Annotated in this window: 19 protein-coding genes; 10 read left to right on the forward strand and 9 right to left on the reverse strand. The window is 65.8% G+C overall.

What is annotated here, in order from left to right:
• The first annotated feature begins 6 nt into the window (after window positions 1-6).
• The gene (locus tag N7333_RS06565) at window positions 7-459 is read left to right on the forward strand and encodes a hypothetical protein (RefSeq protein WP_003240883.1); all 453 of its coding nucleotides are present in this window, start codon (window positions 7-9) and stop codon (window positions 457-459) included.
• Window positions 460-547: 88 nt separating this feature from the next.
• Window positions 548-1,420 carry a protease HtpX gene (htpX, locus tag N7333_RS06570; RefSeq protein ID WP_003240885.1) on the forward strand — a complete coding sequence of 291 codons (873 nt, stop codon included), beginning with the start codon at window positions 548-550 and terminating at the stop codon, window positions 1,418-1,420.
• Between the two features lie 42 nt (window positions 1,421-1,462).
• On the opposite strand, the gene nahK is transcribed toward htpX, so the two are convergent.
• The 3 genes from nahK to pdxB all read right to left on the reverse strand — a co-directional run bounded on the left by nahK (window position 1,463) and on the right by pdxB (window position 6,478).
• A complete protein-coding gene (gene nahK / locus N7333_RS06575; RefSeq protein WP_279858602.1) occupies window positions 1,463-4,129 on the reverse strand; it encodes a hybrid sensor histidine kinase/response regulator NahK/ErcS' in 2,667 nt (888 codons plus the stop codon).
• The gene (nosP, locus tag N7333_RS06580; protein WP_129483429.1) at window positions 4,068-5,222 is read right to left on the reverse strand and encodes a nitric oxide-sensing protein NosP; all 1,155 of its coding nucleotides are present in this window, start codon (window positions 5,220-5,222) and stop codon (window positions 4,068-4,070) included. The genes nahK and nosP overlap by 62 nt, the downstream gene beginning before the upstream one ends.
• 122 nt (window positions 5,223-5,344) lie before the next feature.
• On the reverse strand, window positions 5,345-6,478 hold the full coding sequence (pdxB, locus tag N7333_RS06585) for a 4-phosphoerythronate dehydrogenase PdxB (protein ID WP_129483428.1): 1,134 nt from the start codon (window positions 6,476-6,478) through the stop codon (window positions 5,345-5,347).
• Window positions 6,479-6,628: 150 nt separating this feature from the next.
• Here pdxB and N7333_RS06590 point away from each other — a divergent pair, with 150 nt between their 5' ends.
• Both N7333_RS06590 and N7333_RS06595 read left to right on the forward strand, forming a co-directional pair.
• Window positions 6,629-8,002, forward strand: a complete 1,374-nt coding sequence (locus N7333_RS06590) for an MATE family efflux transporter (RefSeq protein ID WP_129483427.1) — start codon at window positions 6,629-6,631, stop codon at window positions 8,000-8,002.
• Window positions 8,003-8,039: 37 nt separating this feature from the next.
• Complete coding sequence (locus N7333_RS06595) at window positions 8,040-9,113, forward strand: DUF3080 domain-containing protein (RefSeq protein ID WP_129483426.1); 1,074 nt, start codon at window positions 8,040-8,042, stop codon at window positions 9,111-9,113.
• A 23-nt stretch (window positions 9,114-9,136) separates the two neighbouring features.
• Here N7333_RS06595 and tusA read toward each other — a convergent pair whose 3' ends face one another.
• Together tusA and rlmM are read right to left on the reverse strand one after the other, a co-directional pair.
• The gene (gene tusA / locus N7333_RS06600) at window positions 9,137-9,376 is read right to left on the reverse strand and encodes a sulfurtransferase TusA (protein WP_024307805.1); all 240 of its coding nucleotides are present in this window, start codon (window positions 9,374-9,376) and stop codon (window positions 9,137-9,139) included.
• A 228-nt stretch (window positions 9,377-9,604) separates the two neighbouring features.
• Window positions 9,605-10,660, reverse strand: coding sequence for a 23S rRNA (cytidine(2498)-2'-O)-methyltransferase RlmM (gene rlmM, locus N7333_RS06605; protein ID WP_129483425.1), 1,056 nt, complete (start codon window positions 10,658-10,660; stop codon window positions 9,605-9,607).
• 247 nt (window positions 10,661-10,907) lie between these two features.
• Between rlmM and acnA the strand changes: the two genes are divergently transcribed.
• From acnA to N7333_RS06635, 6 genes are all read left to right on the forward strand, one after another.
• The gene (acnA, locus tag N7333_RS06610; RefSeq protein ID WP_129483424.1) at window positions 10,908-13,649 is read left to right on the forward strand and encodes an aconitate hydratase AcnA; all 2,742 of its coding nucleotides are present in this window, start codon (window positions 10,908-10,910) and stop codon (window positions 13,647-13,649) included.
• A gap of 176 nt (window positions 13,650-13,825) precedes the next feature.
• Window positions 13,826-15,391 (forward strand): PAS domain-containing methyl-accepting chemotaxis protein, encoded by a 1,566-nt coding sequence (locus N7333_RS06615; protein ID WP_003240907.1) that lies wholly within the window; start codon window positions 13,826-13,828, stop codon window positions 15,389-15,391.
• A 196-nt stretch (window positions 15,392-15,587) separates the two neighbouring features.
• Entirely contained in the window at window positions 15,588-15,914 is a 327-nt protein-coding gene (locus N7333_RS06620) for a DUF1330 domain-containing protein (RefSeq protein ID WP_129483423.1), read from the forward strand.
• Between the two features lie 218 nt (window positions 15,915-16,132).
• Complete coding sequence (locus N7333_RS06625) at window positions 16,133-16,834, forward strand: SDR family oxidoreductase (RefSeq protein ID WP_003240910.1); 702 nt, start codon at window positions 16,133-16,135, stop codon at window positions 16,832-16,834.
• 25 nt (window positions 16,835-16,859) lie between these two features.
• A complete protein-coding gene (locus tag N7333_RS06630; RefSeq protein WP_129483422.1) occupies window positions 16,860-17,420 on the forward strand; it encodes a GNAT family protein in 561 nt (186 codons plus the stop codon).
• A gap of 25 nt (window positions 17,421-17,445) precedes the next feature.
• A complete protein-coding gene (locus N7333_RS06635) occupies window positions 17,446-17,982 on the forward strand; it encodes a DinB family protein (RefSeq protein ID WP_129483421.1) in 537 nt (178 codons plus the stop codon).
• Window positions 17,983-18,023: 41 nt separating this feature from the next.
• On the opposite strand, the gene N7333_RS06640 is transcribed toward N7333_RS06635, so the two are convergent.
• The 4 genes from N7333_RS06640 to N7333_RS06655 all read right to left on the reverse strand — a co-directional run.
• Window positions 18,024-18,731, reverse strand: a complete 708-nt coding sequence (locus N7333_RS06640) for a type 1 glutamine amidotransferase (RefSeq protein ID WP_129483420.1) — start codon at window positions 18,729-18,731, stop codon at window positions 18,024-18,026.
• Between the two features lie 101 nt (window positions 18,732-18,832).
• Entirely contained in the window at window positions 18,833-19,177 is a 345-nt protein-coding gene (locus tag N7333_RS06645; protein ID WP_003240918.1) for a ribonuclease E inhibitor RraB, read from the reverse strand.
• Window positions 19,178-19,442: 265 nt separating this feature from the next.
• Window positions 19,443-20,204 (reverse strand): SDR family oxidoreductase, encoded by a 762-nt coding sequence (locus N7333_RS06650; RefSeq protein ID WP_129483419.1) that lies wholly within the window; start codon window positions 20,202-20,204, stop codon window positions 19,443-19,445.
• Window positions 20,204-20,933 (reverse strand): alpha/beta hydrolase (locus N7333_RS06655; RefSeq protein ID WP_279858603.1); only part of this gene is annotated, 730 nt, incomplete at its 5' end. The genes N7333_RS06655 and N7333_RS06650, both read right to left, overlap by 1 nt.

Raw genomic sequence — 20,933 nt, forward strand, 5'->3', positions numbered from 1 at the left:
GCCTATATGGACCTGCAGATCGACGACTTCTACAAGGATGCGGCCAGCGGCCTTCTGATGCTTTACCAGGCCTTCCCGCGCAAGATGGCCTTGTACGTGGAAGACCTGATCGGCCGCGAGGAGCCCGACGAATTCGGCCTGCCCAGCAAGCGCCACCAGGCCTGCCTCGGCGCCCTGCTGTGGCTGGCCGAGGAAGGCTATCTGCGTTTCGAATCGACCATCGCCTATGACGCGCTGGATCAGGCCGTGCTGACCGAAAAGGGTTTTCTGCGCCTGTCACGGGCCATTCCCCATGCCCTGCGCGAAGGCGAAGTACTGCCGCCGAGCGTGCGCCGCGTCCACGCCACGCTGGCCTTCCAGCTGCGCGAGGCGCTGGCCCAGCAGCACGGCGAACGCACCGCTCGCCTGACCCGCCTGCTGTTCGAAAGCAGCCTGTCTGTTCCAGGGGACATAGTTTGAAATAGTCGCTGGTTGAAACCCCCAGGGGCGCGCCCTTATATAGCCCGCATTACTCGTACGTCTTTCCCTTGAGGAGTCCGTTCACACCATGATGCGCATTATGTTGTTCCTGGCCACCAACCTGGCGGTGCTGATCATCGCCAGCATCACCCTCAAACTGCTGGGGGTCGATCGCTTCACCGGCCAGAACCATGGCAGCCTGCTGATCTTCTGCGCCGTGTTCGGTTTCGCCGGCTCGCTGGTTTCGCTGTTCATCTCCAAGTGGATGGCGAAGATGAGCACCGGCACCCAGATCATCACCCAGCCGCGCACCCGCCATGAGCAGTGGCTGCTGCAGACCGTCGAGGAGCTGTCGCGCGAGGCCGGTATCAAGATGCCGGAAGTGGGCATTTTCCCGGCTTACGAGTCCAATGCCTTCGCCACCGGCTGGAACAAGAACGACGCACTGGTAGCCGTCAGCCAGGGGCTGCTGGAGCGCTTCTCGCCGGATGAGGTGCGCGCGGTACTGGCCCACGAAATCGGCCACGTGGCCAACGGCGACATGGTCACCCTGGCGCTGATCCAGGGCGTGGTGAACACCTTCGTGATGTTCTTCGCCCGCATCTTCGGCAGTTTCGTCGACAAGGCCATCTTCAAGAACGAGGACGGCCACGGCATCGGCTACTTCATCGCCACCATCTTCGCCGAGCTGGTGCTGGGCATCCTGGCCAGCATTATCGTCATGTGGTTCTCGCGCAAACGCGAGTTCAAGGCCGACGAAGCCGGCGCCCGCCTGGCCGGCACCGGCGCGATGATCGCCGCGCTGCAGCGCCTGCGCGCCGAACAGGGCGTGCCGGTGCAGATGCCCGACAGCCTGACTGCCTTCGGCATCAACGGTGGCCTGAAGAACGGCCTGGCCGGCCTGCTGATGACCCACCCGCCCCTGGAAGACCGCATCGAGGCGCTGCGCCGCCTGGGCTGATCGTCCACACAAAGAAAAGGCGACCTTCGGGTCGCCTTTTCTTTATGCACCCGCAGAGGAGCTGGTTTCACACCCCGCCCCACGCTCCATCAGGTGGCTCATCGCCGTCTTCAGCTTCATCGGCCGCACCGGCTTGTGCAGCAGGCTGTGGCCCAGCTCGCGCATCTGCAGCTTGAGTTCGTTGCTGTAGTTGGCGGTGATCATCAGCGCCGGCAGCGGCGCGCTGCGTCGGGCGTTGATCTGCGCCACGGCATCGACGCCATTGCGCTCGTCGTCGAGGTGATAGTCGGCGATCAGCAGGTCGGCCTCGGCGTGGTAGTTGTCCACCTGTCGCGCCAGGTCTTCTTCGCTCAATGCCGTGACCACGCGGCAGCCCCAGCCTTCGAGCAGGGTGCGCATGCCGGCGCAGATCGCCGCGTCGTTGTCCAGCACCCATACCCGCGCACCGGCAAGGCGTTCGAGCAACTGATCCGGGCTGTCCTGCAGCGCCCGCGCTCTGGGCGCGCGACGGGTCAGCGGCACCTCCACGGCGAACATCGAGCCCCTGCCCGGCTGCGACGCCACACGAATGCGGTGGCCGAGCATGCGCGCGATCTTGTCGACGATGGCCAGACCCAGGCCGAGGCCGCGATCCTGCTTGCGCTGCACGTTATCGCCGCGTTTGAACTCCTGGAAAATCTCCACCAGCTTGTCCTGGGCGATGCCGATGCCGGTGTCCCAGACCTCGATGGACAGGCTGTGGCCGCGCCGCCGACAGCCCAGCAGAATGCGCCCGCTGGCGGTGTAGCGAATGGCGTTGCTCAAGAAGTTGCGCAGGATCCGCGCCAGCAGCTGCACGTCGCTGCGTACCAGCGCCGAGCTGGGCAGGTAGTCCAGGCGCAGGCCTTCGCTACCAGCGATCTGGTGGTACTCGGCGGCAAGGTTCTCCAGCAGCTCGCTGACGGCGAACGGCGCGATATCCGGCTTGATCACCCCGGCGTCGAGCTTGGAGATGTCCACCAGGGTGCCGAGCAGGCTCTCGACGTCCTCCAGCGAGTTGCTGACGTTGCGCACCAGCGGCGCGCAGCCGGACAGGTCCTTCTTCTCCAGCAGCGCGCTGGTGAACAGCCGCGCGGCGTTGAGCGGCTGCAGCAGATCGTGGCTGACGGCGGCGAGGAACTTGGTCTTGGACAGGTTGGCCTGCTCCGCCTCGCCCTTGGCCTCGCGCAGGCGCGCCTCCATCTGCGTGCGCTCGTCGATCTCGCGGCGCAGCTGCTCGTTGACCGTGGTCAGCTCGGCGGTGCGCTCGCGCACGCGCTGCTCCAGATGCTGGTAGGCCTGGTGCAGCGCCTCGGCGGTGCGCCGGCGCTCGGTGATATCGCGGATCAGCACGAAGATGCCGACCACCTCGCCGCTGGCCTGGCGGTTGGGCACGTAGGAACGCAGCATGTAGCGCTCCTGGCCGCTGTGGTTGGTCTCGGCGAACTCGAAGGTCACGCTTTCGCCGGACAGCGCCCGCTCGACGTAGGGCTCCAGACGCCGGCAGTGCTCCTCGCTGTGCACCTCGCGCAGGCTCTGGCCGAGCATGGCGCCACGCGGCCAGCAGTACCACTCCTCGTAGACCTTGTTGGTGAACTCGTAGACCAGATCGGCCGACAGGTAGGCGATCAGCGCCGGCACATGGTCGGTGATCAGGCGGATCCAGCGCTCGCTGTCGCTCAGCGCCTGGGCCTGGCGATGGCGCTCGGTGATGTCGGTGAAGGTGTTGACGAAGCCGCCGGTGGGCAGCGGATGCGTACGCACTTCGAGCATGCGCCCGTCGAACAGGCGCACCTCCACCTGGCGTAGCGGCTTGCCGGCGATGTCGCGGCTGGCCGGGGTCAGCGGCTCCAGCTCGCTTTCGGCCATCACCTCGGCGAAGGGCCGATGCGCGCTGATCGGCGCCAGGCCGCAGAGTTCGAGGAAGCGGTGGTTCCACAGCTCCAGTGCGCCCTCGGCGTTGACCATGGCCATGCCCTGGGACAGGTTGTCCACCGCACGCTGCAGCAGCCGCGATTTCTGCGCCAGCGCCTGCTCACGGCGCAGTGCTTCGCTCTGCTTGACCTCGGTGATGTCGGTGTAAAGGATCACCAGCCCACCCTCACTGGTCGGCCGCTCGCTGACCTGCACCCAGCGCCCATCCTGCAGGCGGAACAGGCTCGGCTCGCCCTCCTTGCCCAGCTGCGCCTCCACCACCAGGCCGGTGCTGCGACTCAGGCGCCTGATCTCCTCCAGGCGCGTACCGGTGCCGATGCGCGCCCTGCTGCGCGCCCACAGCGCCTTGAAGCGGCTGTTGAACAGGACGATGCGCTGGCGATCGTCGAACAGCACGAAGGCGTCGGAGATGCTCTCGATGGCGTCGATCAGGTGCTGGTGGGCGGTCTCGGCACGCAGCCGCGCATCACTGAGCAGCTGGTTGCTGGATTTCAGTTCGGCCATCGCCTGGTTCAGCGCGTCGGTGCGCTCGCGCACCTGCTCGGCCAGTACCACCGAGTGCTGGAAGGCGGCGTAGGCATCGTCACCACGCGAGTGGATCGACTCCACCCGCTCGATCAGCGCGGCGTTGATCCGCTTGAGCTTGGCGTTCTCGCCTTCCAGCGCGGCCAGGCGCGCCTGCAGCTCGGCGCCATCAGCCGCGACCAGGGCGGCCAATGGCGACTCCGGTGAAGGTCTGGTTGATGTGCATGCCATTGAACTGCTCCCCGTAGGAATTGAAGCCGATCACCCGCTGCTGACGCAGGAAGGCCGACACCGGCAGGCTGCCGCCGTCGTTCTCGATCTCCAGGCGGCGCAGGAAACAGTCGCAGCCGATGGTCAGCAGCAACGGACCGAGGCGCTGCTCGAGGCCGGCGAACAGCTGCGCGAGATTCGGCAGCAGCGGCCCGGGACGCATCGCGGTGAGAACGATGCCGTTCTCCACCGCGCAGTAGAAGCTCAGGCTGAGGTCGTCGTGCACCTGCTGGATCGAGCGCACGTAGTAGTGATCGCTGATGCGCACCGCCAGCGGATAGGCGGCGAACACCCGGTGGTCCAGGGCATCGAGCGGCACGCCGATCAGCTCGGCGTATTCCTGCGCGGCCGGCGCGGCGTTGAGCTCGTAGACGCGGCGGCTGGAGCTGTCGGCGCGGGTCACCACCAGTTTCTCGCCGCTGGGCTGGATGTGGTGAGTGCTGAAGACCTCGAAGTCGAGCCAGGTATTGAACAGCACCACCACCGCCGCGCCGCTGTGAAAGCGCCCGCCGTGGTAGACGTGGGTGTGGGTCAGGTGGTTGTCGTCGCCGGCCGAACCGCCGAAATGCGGGATGCTGCCCAGCGCCGCGCTGAGCGCGCCGAGCACCAGCTCCTCGCGGCTGGACAGGCCGTCGAGCAGGGTCAGGGCGAAGCTGTGACCCTTGATCGAGGCCAGCTCGTTGCTGCGACAGTCGCGCACCAGGCCATCCACCAGCTGCTGCGCATCGAGCAGGTTAAAGCGCTCCATCTCGTCGATCAGCGCGCTGGCGATGGAGAAGCAGCGCAGGTCGAAGCCCAGCGCCACCACGCAGCCGCGGCCGTAGCCCTGCGGGGTGATCTCGCCGGCGCTGGTACAGCCAACCAGGCTGACGCCGCCGAAATGCTGCTCCAGGGCCCGGCCGAGGGCTTCGAGGTCGTACTCGGCCGAGCAGAAGAACAGCACGAAGCCGAGATAAGGATGGATCAGCTGGCGCGCCAGCTCCTGGGCGGCCTGTTCCACGTCCTTCGTGCTGGAAACGGCGCTGAGCACGCCCTCCGACTGTTCCAAGGCCATAAGACGCCCCAATACACCTGCTGGATATGGGGAAATTCTACGAAGCGAGCGGCCCGCGCCCCATGCTACTTGAGTATTGGGTTAGGCCTTCCTAGGTAGGAGCAATGACAGCCGCGGTAGGGTCAGTCCAGCAGTTTGGCGCCCAACGCCCGGACCAGCGCTGCCAACTGTGGCGCATCGCCCTGGATTCGTACGCGCAAGCCATCGATCTCGCGGCGCATCGGGTAGTGCTTGCGCAAGCGGTCGAACGCCGCACGACGGGCGTCGGCGTCGCCGACCAGGCTACGGCGGAAATCCGCATCGTCGCGGCGTGGGTCGTATACCGCGCGGCACAGACTGGCCAGGACCCAGGCCGGGTCCGCGCGGCCGTCGATGTTCATCTCGCTGAGCCAAGGGGCCGGCAGCAGATCGTCCAGACTCACCTGTTCGGCAACGCCCAGCACGCGGCAGCAGGCCTGGTAGATCTGCGCGGTGCCGCGCAGCTTGCCGTCCAGGCTGTAACCGGCGATATGCGGTGTGGCCAACTGGCACAGGGCGGCCAGTTCGACATCGGCCTGCGGCTCGCCTTCCCAGACGTCCAGCACCGCTTTCAGGTCGGGGCGCTGCGGCAGTAACGTGCGCAGCGCGGCGTTGTCCACCACGGCGCCACGACTGGCATTGATCAGCCAGGCGCCCGGCTGCAATGCCGCCAGGCGAGTCGCATCGAACAGATGGCGCGTCGAGGCGTCCAGCGGCGTGTGCAGGCTGATCACGTCGCATTCTTCGATGATCCGCTCCAGGCTGACGAAATCGCCGCCCTCGGCGGCCTGCCGTGGCGGGTCGCACACCCGCACCTGCCAGCCAAGGCCGCGCAGCAGATGGACCAGACGCCCGCCGACCTGCCCTGCGCCGACCACGCCATAGACGCGCGCAGCCGGGTCGACGCCCTCGCGCTCGGCCAGGGTCAGCACGCTGCCCAGCACGTAATCCACCACGCCCCGGGCGTTGCAGCCCGGCGCGCTGCTCCAGGCGATGCCGGCCTCGGCGAAGTAATCGAGATCCAGGTGATCGGTGCCAATGGTGCAGGTGCCGACGAAACGCACGCGGCTGCTTTCGAGCAATGCCCGGTTCACCTGAGTCACCGAACGCACCAGCAAGAGATCGGCGTCGCGCACGTCAGCTGCGCTGATGCCCCGCCCCGGCAGACGGCGGATGCTGCCGAACGCGGCGAAGAACTCATCGAGCAGGGGAATGTTTTCGTCGGCGACTATGTGCATGGCGGGCTCCATCGAACAGGCGGCCATTCTAAGCCAGCACGAGCGCCAGCGTCGCCCCGTGAGCCGCCAGGCAGAGCGGCAGATCGTGCTTTCCTGACCGATACGTCAAGGCGTAGACTACGCGGTTTTCTGCCTTCCCGAAGAATCGAAATGTCCACCGACACTCGCCTTGGCCGCGTGCGCACGGAACTGCGCAGCCTGCTCATCCTGGCCACGCCCATCATCATCGCCCAGCTGGCGCATACCGCCATGGGCTTCGTCGATACGCTGATGGCCGGGCGCGTCAGCCCGCAGGACCTGGCCGCCGTGGCGTTGGGCAACTCGATCTGGGTACCGGTGTTCCTGCTGATGACCGGCATCCTGCTGGCCACCACCCCCAAGGTGGCGCAGCGCTTCGGTGCCGGCGAAGAGGCAGACATCGGCCCGCTGGTGCGTCAGGCCCTGTGGCTGGCTCTGACCGTGGGCGGCGGCGCGGCGACGCTGCTGTGGAACGCCGAGTTCATCCTGCGCATCATGAACGTCGACCCGGCGCTGATCACCCCGGCCATGGGCTACCTGCGCGCCGTGGCCTGCGGCTTCCCGGCGGTGGCGCTGTATCACGTGCTGCGCTGCTTCAGCGATGGCCTCGGCCATACCCGTCCGGCCATGGTGCTGGGCATCCTCGGCCTGTTGCTCAACATTCCGGCCAACTACATCTTCATCTACGGCAAGTTCGGCCTGCCGGCCATGGGCGGTGTCGGCTGCGGCTGGGCAACGGCGTTGGTGATGGGCTTCATGCTGATCGGCATGCTGGTCTGGGTGAAGTGGGCGCCCTACTACCGTGCCAGCGCGTTGTTCACCCATTTCGAGTGGCCACAGTGGCCGGTGATCAAGCGCCTGCTGAGCATTGGCGTACCGATCGGCATCGCGGTATTCGCCGAATCGAGCATCTTCTCGGTGATCGCCCTGCTGATCGGCGGCCTCGGCGCCACCGTGGTCGCCGGGCATCAGATCGCCCTGAACTTCAGTTCCATGGTGTTCATGATTCCCTACTCGCTGGCCATGGCCGCGACGGTGCGCGTCGGCCAGGCACTGGGCCGCGGCCAGCCGCGCGAGGCGCGCTTCGCCGCCGGGGTGAGCATGGGCGTGGCACTGGGTTATGCCTGCATATCGGCCAGCCTGATGCTCCTGCTGCGCGAGCAGATCGCGCAGATCTATACCCCGGACCAGGCGGTAATCACGGTGGCAGCGACGTTGATCGTGTACTCGGCCCTGTTCCAGTTCTCCGACGCCATCCAGGTCACCGCCGCCGGCGCCCTGCGCGGCTACCAGGACACCCGCATCACCATGCTGCTGACCCTGTTCGCCTACTGGGGCATCGGTCTGCCGGTGGGCTATGCGCTCGGGCTGTCCGACTGGCTGGGCGAGCCGAGCGGCCCCAGCGGCCTGTGGCAAGGTTTGGTGGTGGGCCTGACCTGCGCCGCAGCGATGCTCACCGTGCGCCTGGCACGCAGCGCGCGCAAGCGCATTCGCCGGGCCGGTTGAGATTGGATAGGTCGGGCATCCTCTCTAGACTGAGCAGATGATCCGACCTGCCCTGCTCCTCTGCTTCCTTCTGATCGCTGGCTGCGGCCCGGCCAATGACGGCCTGGCCCTGCAGAACGATTACCTCGCACGTCTGCAGCGCTCGCTCGATGCGGCCGACGTACCCACTTTCGACAGCCGCAGCGCCAGCCAATTTCGTTTACCGCCACGCCGCGAGCGCCTGCTGGCATTGCCGGAACTGCGCATCGGCCTGCTCGATCTGGTCATCGATGCGCGGCGCTGTCCGCATCTGCAGCAGTTGATCAGCCAGCGCAACAGCAGCCTGGGCAAGCAGCTGATGCCCAGCCAGCGCCTGGGCTACGAAGGCGACCTGCTGCGCGCCATCGATGACTGCCTGCCGCATCTGCAGGACGACTCCAGCCTCAAGGCCACTCTGCAGCGCCTGGCCAGCGACAAGCGCCAGCAACTGCCAGCGGTGTTCTGGAATGCCCTGAACGGCAGCCCGGAGTTCGAGAACTACCTGCGCTTTGCCGACCAGGCATTGCCGGTCGACAGCCAGGAAGACAGCGCGGCACTGGACGCATTGCAGCGGCTGGCCAGCATCGGCGCCGGCATACCGGCACAGCTACCACCGAGCGCCGGGGAGTTGGAACCACTGTTCTTCGCCCTCTATGCCAGCGAACAGGGCAGCCAGTTGATCACCAGCCTGGCCAGCCTGCGCCACACGCTCGACGCCGGCAGCGAAATGCTCGAGCAACGCCAACAAAATCGCCCGCTTTGCCCACTGGGCCAGGCGACCCCGCGCGGGCGCATCCTGCAGAACATCTTCATCAAGTTCTACGCCGGCGGCCTGCAGCCTTATCTGGCACAGGTCGACCAGCGCGGCCAGCAATGGCAGGCGGTGCTGCTGCAACTGCAGCGTCTAGAAGGCATTCCGCCAGCTACCGGCGAACATCTGCAGCGGCTGGCTGGCGAGCAGGATTCGTTATGGCAGGATTTCCGCGCGGCCACGGCGCGTCACGTCAGGGCCTGGCAGAAGCTCCTGAACAGTTGCGGTCTGGCGCCGGGACAGGCGGGATGGAATAGCGCGGAACGCGACGTGGAGCCTTAAGGGGCCGCACGTTCAACCCCAGCCTAATCGGCCTTCTTGCGAATCCAGTACAGATAGGTACCGTCTTCCTCGGCCTGACCGAGCAGCTCGTGGCCGAGAAACACGCAGAACTTGGGAATGTCACGGCGGGTCGAGGGGTCGGTGGCGATCACCTTGAGCAAGCCGCCCGGCGACAGGTCGCGCACCTTGTTGTGCAGCATCATCACCGGCTCGGGGCAATTCAGGCCGCTGGCGTCGAGCAGGTCATCGTGGTTGAGGGTCAGGGCTTCGGACATAGGAGGCTCCACAGGCAGGCGCGCATTGTCGCGCAAAGCTGACCTCCAGGTCACCCTGCGCGCACAACCTTGGATGGGCAGCGCATGCCTGCCGACTGCGGCAAAGTGCCTGCGCTCTGGCGGGTCATGGATGGCACGCACGCCAGCTTCGGGTGGAGCCCGGGGCGACGCGGGAGTCCGGGCCGGGCCTGACCGGCCCGCGTCCGGTTCACATCATCATTTGCCGTGACGGCGCAGATGGCAGGTCACCTCCTCACGGTCGTGATACAGCTGCTTGCAGCCAATGCTGACCTTCAGCCCCCGCTCCGCCAGCCCCGACTCGATGCGATCGAGCAGGCGCCGCACTTCGGCGTAACGCTGCTTCATCGGCAGCTTCAGGTTGACCACCGCCTCGCGGCACAGCCCTTCACCCAGCCAGGTCTCGATCATCGCCGCCGTGCGCGCCGGCTTCTCGACGATGTCGCAGACCATCCAGTGCACCGGATGGCGCGGGCGGAAGGTAAAGCCATCGGCGCGCTGGTGCACGACGAAGCCGGAATACATCAGGCTTTCGGCCATCGGCCCGTTGTCCACGGCGGTGACGCGAATCTCCCGATTGACCAGCTGCCAGGTCCAGCCACCGGGGGCCGCGCCCAGGTCGACGGCGGTCATGCCCGGCGCCAGGCGCTGATCCCACTGCTCGCGCGGAATGAAATGGTGCCAGGCCTCCTCCAGCTTAAGCGTGGAACGGCTTGGCGCCTCGCGGGGAAACTTCAGACGTGGAATGCCCATGGGCCACATCGCCTGGTTGTCCGCCTCGGCGATGCCGGCGAACACCTCGCGGCCGCTCTTGAAGGTCAGCAGCAGGCGCGGCTTCCTGGCGTCGTCCACCAGCTTGCCGGCCTTGAGCAGCGCCTTGCGCAGCGGCGCCTCGAACTTCTTGCAGAAGGTCGAGAGCTCCTTGCCGTCGTTGGTATCCACCACTTCCAGCCACAGGCTGCCGCACACCGGATAGTCGGCCAGAGCCTCGAGCAGCACACTGATGCGATCGCTCTCCGGCAACATTACGAAACCACCGCGTGCCCATTGCCTGGGGAAAATCAGGCTGTTGAAGCGCACACTGCGCATCATGCGTTCGCCATCGGCCGCTTCGCTGCAGACGAACTCGGCGCACGCGCTACCGGGCTTGGCCCTGGAGTAGCCCGGCACATCCAGACGCGCCGCAAGGTCGGTGATCTCGGCGCAAACCTCCCCCTCGAAACCGGGGCGGCAATGCAGAAACAGGATATTCATCAACGGGTCTCCTTGAGGCGCGCATGATACCCGAGACCGGAACCCCGAGCCGGTAAACCTGTCCAGCTACTTATGCGCTGTCTGCAGCTACGGACCGGCAAGCTGGCCGCCCCGCCTCGTCGCAACAGACAGGCAGCGCATAGCAACCGAAAGGATATGCGCTAGCCAGACCGCCCAAGCCGAACTAGCTTGAAGGTCTGCCGCCATCAGACACAGCCCGAACCGTGCGGGCCCAAGGAGATGTGCAATGCCCTCCCTCGATAGCCTGAACTGCCGCCGCGAACTGAAAGTCGGCGACGCCACCTACCACTACTTCAGCCTGCCCGAAGCCGCCCAGCGCCTCGGCAACATCGACCGCCTGCCCAAGTCGCTCAAGGTGCTGTTGGAAAACCTGCTGCGCAACGAAGACGGCAAGACCGTACAGCCGCAGGACCTGCAGGCCATGGTCGACTGGCTCGACCAGCGCGCCTCCGACCGCGAGATCCAGTACCGCCCCGCGCGCGTGCTGATGCAGGACTTCACCGGCGTGCCGGCGGTGGTCGACCTGGCCGCCATGCGCGACGCCATGGCCAAGGCCGGCGGCGACCCGCAGCGCATCAACCCGCTGTCGCCGGTGGATCTGGTCATCGACCACTCGGTGATGGTCGACCGCTACGCCTCCTCCAGCGCCTTCCACGACAACGTCGAACTGGAAATGCAGCGCAACGGCGAGCGCTACGCCTTCCTGCGCTGGGGCCAGCACGCCTTCGACAACTTCAGCGTGGTGCCGCCGGGCACCGGCATCTGTCACCAAGTCAATCTCGAATACCTGGCGCGCACCGTGTGGACGAAGGAAGAAGACGGCGTCACCCTCGCCTTCCCCGACACCCTGGTCGGCACCGACTCACACACCACCATGATCAACGGTCTCGGCGTGCTCGGCTGGGGCGTCGGCGGCATCGAGGCGGAAGCGGCCATGCTCGGCCAGCCGGTGTCGATGCTGATTCCGGAAGTCATCGGCTTCAAGCTCAGCGGCAAGCTCAAGGAAGGCATCACCGCCACCGACCTGGTGCTCACCGTCACCCAGATGCTGCGCAAGAAGGGCGTGGTGGGCAAATTCGTCGAGTTCTACGGCGACGGCCTGGCCGACCTGCCGCTGGCCGACCGCGCCACCATCGCCAACATGGCCCCGGAATACGGCGCCACCTGCGGTTTCTTCCCGGTGGACGAGATCACCCTCGGCTACCTGCGTCTGTCCGGCCGCCCGGATGCCACCGTGCAACTGGTCGAGGCCTACAGCAAGGCCCAGGGCCTGTGGCGCGAGCCAGGCGCCGAGCCGCTGTTCACCGACAGCCTGAGCCTGGACCTGGGCAGCGTCGAAGCCAGCCTGGCCGGACCCAAGCGCCCGCAGGATCGCGTCTCGCTGGGCCAGGTCAGCCAGGCCTTCGACGACTTCGTCGGCCTGCAGCTCAAGCCGAGCGCCAAGGAAGAGGGCCGCCTGCTCAGCGAAGGCGGCGGCGGTACCGCCGTCGGCGGCGACAAGCAGAGCGGCGAAATCGACTATGAGGACGAGGGCCATACCCATCGCCTGAAAGACGGCGCGGTGGTGATCGCAGCCATCACCTCCTGCACCAACACCTCCAACCCCAGCGTGATGATGGCCGCCGGCCTGCTGGCCAAGAAGGCGGTGGAAAAAGGCCTGCAGCGTCAGCCCTGGGTGAAGAGCTCGCTGGCCCCCGGCTCCAAGGTGGTCACCGAGTACTTCAATGCCGCCGGCCTGACGCCCTATCTGGAGAAGCTCGGTTTCGACCTGGTGGGCTACGGCTGCACCACCTGCATCGGCAACTCCGGCCCGCTGCGCGAGCCCATCGAGAAGGCCATCACCCAGGCCGACCTGACCGTCGCCTCGGTGCTCTCCGGCAACCGCAACTTCGAGGGCCGCGTGCACCCGCTGGTGAAAACCAACTGGCTGGCCTCGCCACCCCTGGTGGTGGCCTATGCCCTGGCCGGCAGCGTGCGCCTCGACCTGACCCGCGACGCCCTCGGCACCGGCAAGGACGGCCAGCCGGTCTACCTCAAGGACATCTGGCCGACCCAGGCCGAGATCACCCAGGCCATCGCCCAGGTCGACACCGCCATGTTCCGCAAGGAATACGCAGAGGTCTTCGCCGGCGACGAGAAATGGCAGGCCATCGACGTGCCCAAGGCCGACACTTACGCCTGGCAGGGCGACTCCACCTACATCCAGCATCCGCCGTTCTTCGAGGACATCGCTGGCGATCCGCCACGTATCACCGATATCCGCCAGGCGCGCATCCTCGCCCTGCTCGGCGATTCGGTGACCACCGACCACATCTCGCCGGCCGGCAACATCAAGGCCGACAGCCCGGCCGGGCGCTATCTGCGCGAGCATGGCGTGGACAAGGCCGACTTCAACTCCTATGGCTCGCGCCGCGGCAACCACGAAGTGATGATGCGCGGCACCTTCGCCAATATCCGCATCCGCAACGAAATGCTCGGCGGCGAGGAAGGCGGCAACACCCTGCACGTGCCCAGCGGCGAGAAGCTGGCGATCTATGACGCGGCCATGCGCTACCAGGCCGAGGGCACGCCGCTGCTGATCATCGCCGGCAAGGAATACGGCACCGGCTCCAGCCGCGACTGGGCGGCCAAGGGCACCAACCTGCTGGGGGTCAAGGCGGTGATCGCGGAAAGCTTCGAGCGCATCCACCGCTCCAACCTGGTGGGCATGGGCGTGCTGCCACTGCAGTTCAAGCCCGGCACCGACCGCAACAGCCTCAAACTGACCGGCAAGGAAGTACTGGCTATCGAAGGGCTGGAAGGCGTGGAACTGCGCCCGCAGATGCCACTGACGCTGATCATCACCCGTGAAGACGGCGCGCATGAGGAAGTCGAAGTGCTGTGCCGCATCGACACCCTCAACGAGGTCGAGTACTTCAAGGCTGGCGGCATTCTGCACTACGTGCTGCGCCAGATGATCGCCAGCTGATGCAGCAGCCCTGCCGCCCCAGGCGGCAGGGCTTTCCCGTCGGGTCACGGATGGCCAATGTCACGACAGAAATGTGACGTCAGTCATAAAGCGATTACACTCGCCAAAACGGATTCAGCCCTCAACTTTGCCGCTTCGCGGCCGATGACAGGGCATTACAACGACGGATACCTGCCATGCGTAACAACCAGCCGGTCACTCAGCGCGAACGCACCTTCCCCGCTCAGCAGCGCCTGATTTCCACCACCGACCTCAAGGGCCAGATCACCTACTGCAACGATGCCTTCGTCGAGATCAGCGGTTTCTCCCGCGAGGAACTGCTGCGCGCGCCGCACAACATCGTGCGTCACCCGGACGTGCCGCCAGCGGTGTTCGACCACATGTGGACGACCCTGAAGAAGGGCCGGCCGTGGATGGGCATCGTCAAGAACCGCAGCAAGAATGGCGACCATTACTGGGTCAACGCCTACGTCACCCCGATGACCGAGAACAACCAGGTCGTCGGTTACGAATCGGTACGGGTCAAACCCACTGCCGAACAGGTACGCCGCGCCGAAGCGCTGTATGCGCGGGTCAACGCCGGCAAATCGGCCGTCCCCGCCAGTAACCAGTGGCTGCCCATCGTACAGGCCTGGATGCCCTTCATTCTGGTCAGCCAGATCGGTTTTCTGATCGGCCACTGGATCGGCAGCAACTGGGGGTTCATCCTCGCCGCCCTGCTCTCCGTTCCTCTGGGCCTGGCCGGCATCGCCTGGCAGACCCGTGGCATCAAGCGCCTACTGCGCATCGCCGATCAGACCACCTCCGACCCGCTGATCGCGCAGATGTACACCGACAGCCGCGGCGCCGAAGCGCGCCTGGAAATGGCCATGCTCAGCCAGGATGCGCGCCTGAAAACCTGCCTGACCCGCCTGCAGGACACCGCCGAACAGCTCACCCAGCAGGCGCGTGAAGCCGACAAGCTGGCGCACAACAGCTCGGCCGGTCTCGAGCGCCAGCGCAGCGAGACCGAACAGGTCGCCACCGCCGTCAACGAGATGGCCGCCACCACTCTGGAAGTCGCCAGCAACGTCGCCCGTACCGCCATCGCCACTCAGGAAGCCAACCGTCTGACCAGCGAAGGGCGCAGCATTGCCGCGGAAACCCGCGAAGCCATCCAGCGCCTGTCGCAATCGGTGGGCGACACCGGCGAGACCGTCACCCGCCTGGCCCAGGACAGCAATGAGATCGGCGGCGTGGTCGACGTGATCAAGGGCATCGCCGACCAGACCAACCTGCTGGCCCTCAACGCCGCCATCGAAGCCGCGCGTGCCGGCGAAATGGGCCGCGGCTTCGCCGTGGTGGCCGACGAGGTTCGCTCCCTGGCCCAGCGCACCGCGGAATCCACCGAACAGATCCACACCCTGATCGCCAAACTGCAGCGCACCGCCGAAGAGGCCGTGATGACCATGGAAATCGGCCGCAAGCAGGCCGACGAAGGCGTGGAGCGAGTGCTCAAGGCCGACCAGGCCCTGGCCGGCATCAGCGACTCGGTGGCCAACATCGCCGACATGGCCAACCAGATCGCGGCCGCGGCCGAAGAGCAGAGCGCCGTGGCCGACGAGATCAACCAGAACATCACCACCATCGCCCAACTGGCCGACCAGACCGCAGGCGAAGCCAAAAGCACCGCCAAGCTCAGCGAGGCGCTCACCACCACCGCACAGGGCCAATACGCCCTGGTCGAGCGCTTCAACCGCTGAAGCAAAGGGCGCAGCGGTTCAGCCGCTGCGCCCTGCCCCATCTCCCCTCGCGCTCTTCACAAGCGAACCGCTTCGCGCCTCGCCACCGGCTCCCTTGACCGCCCCTCCTCACCCGCTACTGTGTCACGGGTGAATGATCTGGCGCTCCTCGCCGCCTGATCCTCGACTCATCCACTGATGCAGGACGAACCTGAGCATGACCGCATATGCCGTTGCCATCGTTCGAGAGACGCAATTCGGCCCGGAGATAAGGGAATATCTGCAACGTATCGATGCGACGCTTGCCCCTTTTTCCGGCGTGTACCGCATCCACGGCGGCCCCTACGTCCCGCTGGAGGGTGCCTGGTCCGCGGACCTGATCATGATCGAGTTTCCTTCCATGCAGTTGGCCAGGGATTGGTACGAGTCGGCCGCCTACCGCGCCATTCGACCGCTACGCACCGAGCACAGCGTCGGCGAGGTCTTTCTGGTCGAAGGTGTTGCACAGGACCATAAAGGCGTCGACATCCTTGGCTCGCCATGAAAACGAGCGCCAGGCCAAGCACTGCCAGTGCGCCAAGGCATGCAAACAGATTTCATCTGTAGTCATCCGCTGCTCGCCCTCCCCTCTGACATATCGCCTTACCACCCGGGCGGTTGACGCGGTCCCTCTGCGACCCTAGCGTCCAGCCTGTCTGTGCGAACCAGGCAATGTCACCTAATCACGGAGATCCGCCGGCAGGCGGTCAGGGAGAGAAGCGAATGCGCATCATGGTCATAGGCGCCAGCAAGGGGCTGGGACGCGCGCTGGTCGATGGTCTGTCCGAGGGCAATGAACTGATCGGCGTGTCGCGTAGCCGCCCCAGCGATCTCGATCAGCACGTTCACTGGATCGAGGCGGATATGAGCGAGCCGCTACGAGCCGTTGAGGTCATCGAACGTCAGGCCCCGCAACACCTGGATGCGGTTCTCTACAATCTGGGCATCTGGGAAACGCGCGCCTTCGAGGACGGCTACAGCTTTCTCGAAGACAGCGACGCGCAGATTCTCCAGATGATCAACGTCAACGTCGCAGCCACCCTGCTGCTGCTCAAGCGCCTGCTGCCGCGCATGCTGGGCGCCGCCAAGCCGCAGGTGCTTCTCACCGGCTCGACCTCGGGCTTACCGCAGAGCGGGCGCCCGGAGGTGACGTTTGGCGCCAGCAAGTTTGCCCTCAAGGGCATCGCCGACAGCCTGCGGGAAGGCTTTCGCGATCAGCGCCTGGCCGTCACCTGCCTGCAACTGGGCTACCTCAATACCCAGGATGGCCTGCAAACACCGGTTGAGCAGGCGGCGCGAAATGGCGAAGGTCAGCTGATCCCGTTGCACGATGTCGTCGCCCTGGTACGAACGCTGCTGAGCCTGTCCGATGCCAGTTACGTGCGTGAGCTGGTGCTACCGGCCATCGCCGACGAGCGCTTTTGAACACCTGAGCACGCGAGGAAATACGATGCCCGATCTTTCCGTCACTCTGACGACGCCACGTCTTGTACTGCGCCCTCTACAAGCAGCGGATGCGGCGGCGCTGTTCGCGATTTTTTCCGATCCGCAGGTCATGCAGTACTGGAACACGCCACCCTGGAACTCAGAAGTCGTAGCGCAGGATTTCATCCGCGCCGAGCAACAGGCCATGCACGATGGCCAACGCCTGACCCTGGCCATCGTCGACAGGGAAAGCGCCGAGCTGATCGGCAAATGCCTGCTGTTCAACTATGAGCCGGAGTCGCGTCGTGCGGAGATCGGTTTTGGCATTGCGTCGTCTGCCTGGGGCAAGGGTTACGTTCAGGAAGCGGCTGGCGAGCTACTGCGCCATGGTTTCGAAGCTCTGGGGCTGAATCGTGTCGAGGCTGAAATCGACCCAACCAACAGCGCCTCCGGTCGTGCTCTGGAGCGCCTGGGCTTCAGCCAGGAAGGATTGCTACGTCAGCGTTGGATCATCGACGGACAGGTGTCGGACTCGGCACTCTTCGGGCTGCTGAGCGAAGAGTGGCGCAGCAGACATGATCACTGATGAGTCGTGAACGAAAGGTGTAACCATGCAGAGAATCGACCATATCCGCCTGATGGCGCGCTACAACAGCTGGATGAACGAACGGCTCTACACAGCCGCGTCCAGCTTGTCCGACGAGGCGTTGAGCGCCGAGCGTGGCGCGTTCTTCGGTTCGATCCTCGGCACGCTCAACCATCTGCTGGTGGCTGACCGTATCTGGCTGGGGCGCTACACCGCGCATCCGGCAAACTTTCAGGCATTGCAAGCGCTCGCAGGGCTGGAAGTGCCGACGCGCCTGGATCAGCCGATGGCGGCAGATATCCGCGAACTGGCTGCGCTACGCAAACTGCTGGACAGTTGCATCGAGGCCCTGGCCGCCGAGATGGGCGAAGAGCAGCTGGATCAGCCACTGATCTACCGCAACATGAAGGGTGTGGCCGCGCAAAAGCACTTCTTCGCCCTGCTGATGCACCTGTTCAACCACCAGACGCATCACCGCGGTCAGGCTACGACGCTACTAACCCAGGCGGGTGTGGATGTGGGTGTGACCGATCTGCTGGCGCTGATCCCTGACGAGCTTTGATCAGCGACCAGGCGCCGATGGCGCCTCGCCCTTCTCCAGGTTCAAAGGCCCGCCAGTTTCAGCCAGTGCGCGTAGAAACCCTCGGCCACCTGATTCAGTAACCTGACCTTCTCGCCCAACCTCTCGCGCATTTCGGCGAGGCTCTGCTGGCTGGGTTGGCTGGCATCGAGCAGATGCGCCCAGTCGTCTAGCCAGAGCGCGATCAGCTCTTCGGTCATCTCCGGATGGCCCTGCAGCGCCAGCACCTTGTCGCCCCAGGCGAAGGCCTGGTTGTCGCACCAGCGGCTGCTCAGCAGGGGCTGGGCGCCTTCGGGCAGCGCGAAGGTGTCGCCGTGCCACTGGAAGATGCTGAACGCTTCCGGCAAATGCGCCAGCCATGGACTGGCGGCCGCGCCACTGCAACGCTGCATGGGCTGCCAGCCGGCCTCGGTATAAGGCATGCGGCGCACATCGGCCCCCAGAGCCCTGGCGAGCAACTGACCACCCAGGCAATGGCCGATGATGGGAAGGTCGCGGGCGATGAAACGCTGCAGCGCCGCCACTTCCTCGGCGATCCAGGGCAAGGGGTCGTTCACGCTCATTGGCCCGCCCATCAGCGCGACCGCCCGGGGACGCTCCAGGTCGTAGCCACTCAGCTCGCCGAGATCGGCCCGCAGCACATCGAAGCGGCAGCCATGTGCCTGCAGCACCTGCGCCAGGTGCGCGGGCGGACAGTAATCGATATGGGTCAGAATCAGGACATCGCTCATGCCGCGCAGTCTGCGCGAGGCAGTCGGGCAAGTCGAGATGCGCCGACGCTTGGCGCCATCGGCCGGCCAGCAGGCCGGTCGATGGGCGATGCAGAAAGGCTCTACCGAGCGACCGACGCCTTTACCTCCTGGGTGACCCCCCAGCCATCCAGAATGCCGCCCAGCGGGACGACGATGGACTCGAGGTCATGTTCGAAGGCGCCGATACCGGCATGGGTGGCGTACATCACTTTGCTGATTTGCAGGTGCCAGGCCCCGTCCTCGCGGGCGGATACCTGAGCGTTGAGCGACTCGCCGCGAAAATTTCTGGCCGCCATTCGGGCCCGCTCCTCATCGGGGAAGATGGCGTAGAACTCGATCGGGTGGAACTGGGCGAAGTCGAAGCCCCCTTCTTTCATCCGGCGCAGCACCGAGGTGCTGGAATCTTCGTGGAAGGCTGTGCTCATAAACGACCTCCTCTCAGGCGATGGATGGATTGACCGCTTTCCCATTGCGGCCGCCAGAAACTGGCGGCGTCGCGGCCCCCGAAGGCGCCGCCCCGAGAATCAAGCAGATGCTTGATGTGTCTACTTCAAGCGCATCGACGACTATCCGGCAGAACGCCGAACTGAAAACCGTCCCTTGCAGGTTAGCCGCTGGCGGGAGAATTCGCCCGGCCTGGAAAGCCTTTGTGACAAAGGCGACGACCAGCGGCCATTGCCAGCAAGGCCGCTACGGCCGGCTCAGCCAGTTCATCAGCAGCCTGTTGATCCAGCCGGGCGTGACCTGTCCCAAGGCATACAGCAGGCCGAACTGCAGACCTACCGGGCGATGTAGCGCAGCGCCCTGCGCCTGCTGCCAGGCGGCTGCGGCGATCTGTTCGGCCTGCAGATGCACGCCGAGGCGGCGCATCACCGGCGGTGGCTCGGCCTGGCTGGCGACCATCGGCGTGTTGACGAACGGCGGCATCAGGTCGCCGACACGAATGCCTTGACGGCGCCACTCCAGCTCCAACGCCTCGGTCAGGCCGCGCACGGCAAATTTGCTGGCCGAGTAGCTGGCCAGCTGCGGCACACCGTAGACGGCCGACGCCGACCCCATGTTGATCACCTGCGCGCCAGCGGTTACCCGCAGATAGGGAAAGGCGGCGTGGCAGAGATTGAGCACGCCCAGCACGTTGATCTGCACCAGCCGCGCGTGCTGCTCCAGCTCGATCGACTCGAAGTCACCGGTACGCAGGATGCCGGCTCCGTTGAACAGCAGGCGCAGCTGGCCGTCGTGCAGGCCGCAGAACTCGGCCAGGGCCGCCTGCACCGCCTGCGCGTCGGTCACGTCCAGCCGCGCATGCCAGACGCCGCCGAGCTCGTCGGCCAGCGCGCGCAGGGCCGAAGCATCGATGTCGAGCAGGCCGACGCGCCAACCGCGGGCATGAAACAGGCGCGCGGTGGCCGCGCCGATCCCCGAGGCCGCGCCGCTGATGAGGATGTTGTCCATCACAACCCCCGTTCACGGAGAAAGGCCGCTACCCGCGCGATGGCATAGTCTGCCGCGCGCAGCATGCCGACATGGGCCTGGAACACGTGCCACAGCCCGGGATAGCGCTCCAGGCGCACGCTGGCGCCGGCGGCCTGGGCGCGCTCGGCCAGACGCAGGCTGTCGTTCAGCAGCAGCTCGTCCTCACCGACCTGGATCAGCGTTGGCGGTAGCTGGCTGAGGTCGGCGAATACGGGAGAGAGACCCGGGTCATCACGCGGCAGGTCGGCCGGGCAATACAGCTCGGCGGCCTGCTCGATCCAGCAGGGGTGGATCAGCGGATCGCCAGCCGGCGGCTGGTGCATCTGCTCGCCGGTAAAATCGGTGGCCGGGGAAAAGCACACCAGTGCCGCTGGTGTCGGCAGGCCCAGTTCACGAATGCGCAGGCTGCCGACCAGGCTCAGATTGCCGCCGGCCGAGTCGCCGCCAATGGCGATCTGCTCGGCCCGGTAGCCCGCGTCCAGCAGCGCCCGATAGGCCGCCACCACGTCATCGCGTGCGGCCGGATAGGGGTGCTCCGGCGCCAGTCGATAATCCAGCGCACAGACATCGATGCCGGCACGCTTGGCCAGGCTGGCACAGATGCCACGATGGGTCTCCGGCCCGCCGATCATGAAGGCCCCGCCATGCAGGTAGAGCAGCACGTTGCCGCTGCCAGCCGGCGGCCGATGCCACTCGCACGGTCGGCCC

The sequence above is a fragment of the Pseudomonas sp. GD04158 genome, assembly GCF_029834875.1.
Taxonomy (GTDB): domain Bacteria; phylum Pseudomonadota; class Gammaproteobacteria; order Pseudomonadales; family Pseudomonadaceae; genus Aquipseudomonas; species Aquipseudomonas hydrolytica.

What these genes read in the sequence shown, in the direction of transcription:
- N7333_RS06595 (WP_129483426.1), top strand. Translation starts at nt 8,040, where the DNA reads ATGATCCGACCTGCCCTGCTCCTCTGCTTCCTTCTGATCGCTGGCTGC.
- nosP (WP_129483429.1), bottom strand. Translation starts at nt 5,222, where the DNA reads ATGGCCTTGGAACAGTCGGAGGGCGTGCTCAGCGCCGTTTCCAGCACG.
- acnA (WP_129483424.1), top strand. Translation starts at nt 10,908, where the DNA reads ATGCCCTCCCTCGATAGCCTGAACTGCCGCCGCGAACTGAAAGTCGGC.
- N7333_RS06565 (WP_003240883.1), top strand. Translation starts at nt 7, where the DNA reads ATGGACCTGCAGATCGACGACTTCTACAAGGATGCGGCCAGCGGCCTT.
- nahK (WP_279858602.1), bottom strand. Translation starts at nt 4,129, where the DNA reads ATGGCATGCACATCAACCAGACCTTCACCGGAGTCGCCATTGGCCGCC.
- N7333_RS06645 (WP_003240918.1), bottom strand. Translation starts at nt 19,177, where the DNA reads ATGAGCACAGCCTTCCACGAAGATTCCAGCACCTCGGTGCTGCGCCGG.
- N7333_RS06625 (WP_003240910.1), top strand. Translation starts at nt 16,133, where the DNA reads ATGCGCATCATGGTCATAGGCGCCAGCAAGGGGCTGGGACGCGCGCTG.
- N7333_RS06615 (WP_003240907.1), top strand. Translation starts at nt 13,826, where the DNA reads ATGCGTAACAACCAGCCGGTCACTCAGCGCGAACGCACCTTCCCCGCT.
- N7333_RS06590 (WP_129483427.1), top strand. Translation starts at nt 6,629, where the DNA reads ATGTCCACCGACACTCGCCTTGGCCGCGTGCGCACGGAACTGCGCAGC.
- pdxB (WP_129483428.1), bottom strand. Translation starts at nt 6,478, where the DNA reads ATGCACATAGTCGCCGACGAAAACATTCCCCTGCTCGATGAGTTCTTC.
- N7333_RS06640 (WP_129483420.1), bottom strand. Translation starts at nt 18,731, where the DNA reads ATGAGCGATGTCCTGATTCTGACCCATATCGATTACTGTCCGCCCGCG.
- N7333_RS06630 (WP_129483422.1), top strand. Translation starts at nt 16,860, where the DNA reads ATGCCCGATCTTTCCGTCACTCTGACGACGCCACGTCTTGTACTGCGC.
- rlmM (WP_129483425.1), bottom strand. Translation starts at nt 10,660, where the DNA reads ATGAATATCCTGTTTCTGCATTGCCGCCCCGGTTTCGAGGGGGAGGTT.
- N7333_RS06620 (WP_129483423.1), top strand. Translation starts at nt 15,588, where the DNA reads ATGACCGCATATGCCGTTGCCATCGTTCGAGAGACGCAATTCGGCCCG.
- htpX (WP_003240885.1), top strand. Translation starts at nt 548, where the DNA reads ATGATGCGCATTATGTTGTTCCTGGCCACCAACCTGGCGGTGCTGATC.
- N7333_RS06650 (WP_129483419.1), bottom strand. Translation starts at nt 20,204, where the DNA reads ATGGACAACATCCTCATCAGCGGCGCGGCCTCGGGGATCGGCGCGGCC.
- N7333_RS06635 (WP_129483421.1), top strand. Translation starts at nt 17,446, where the DNA reads ATGCAGAGAATCGACCATATCCGCCTGATGGCGCGCTACAACAGCTGG.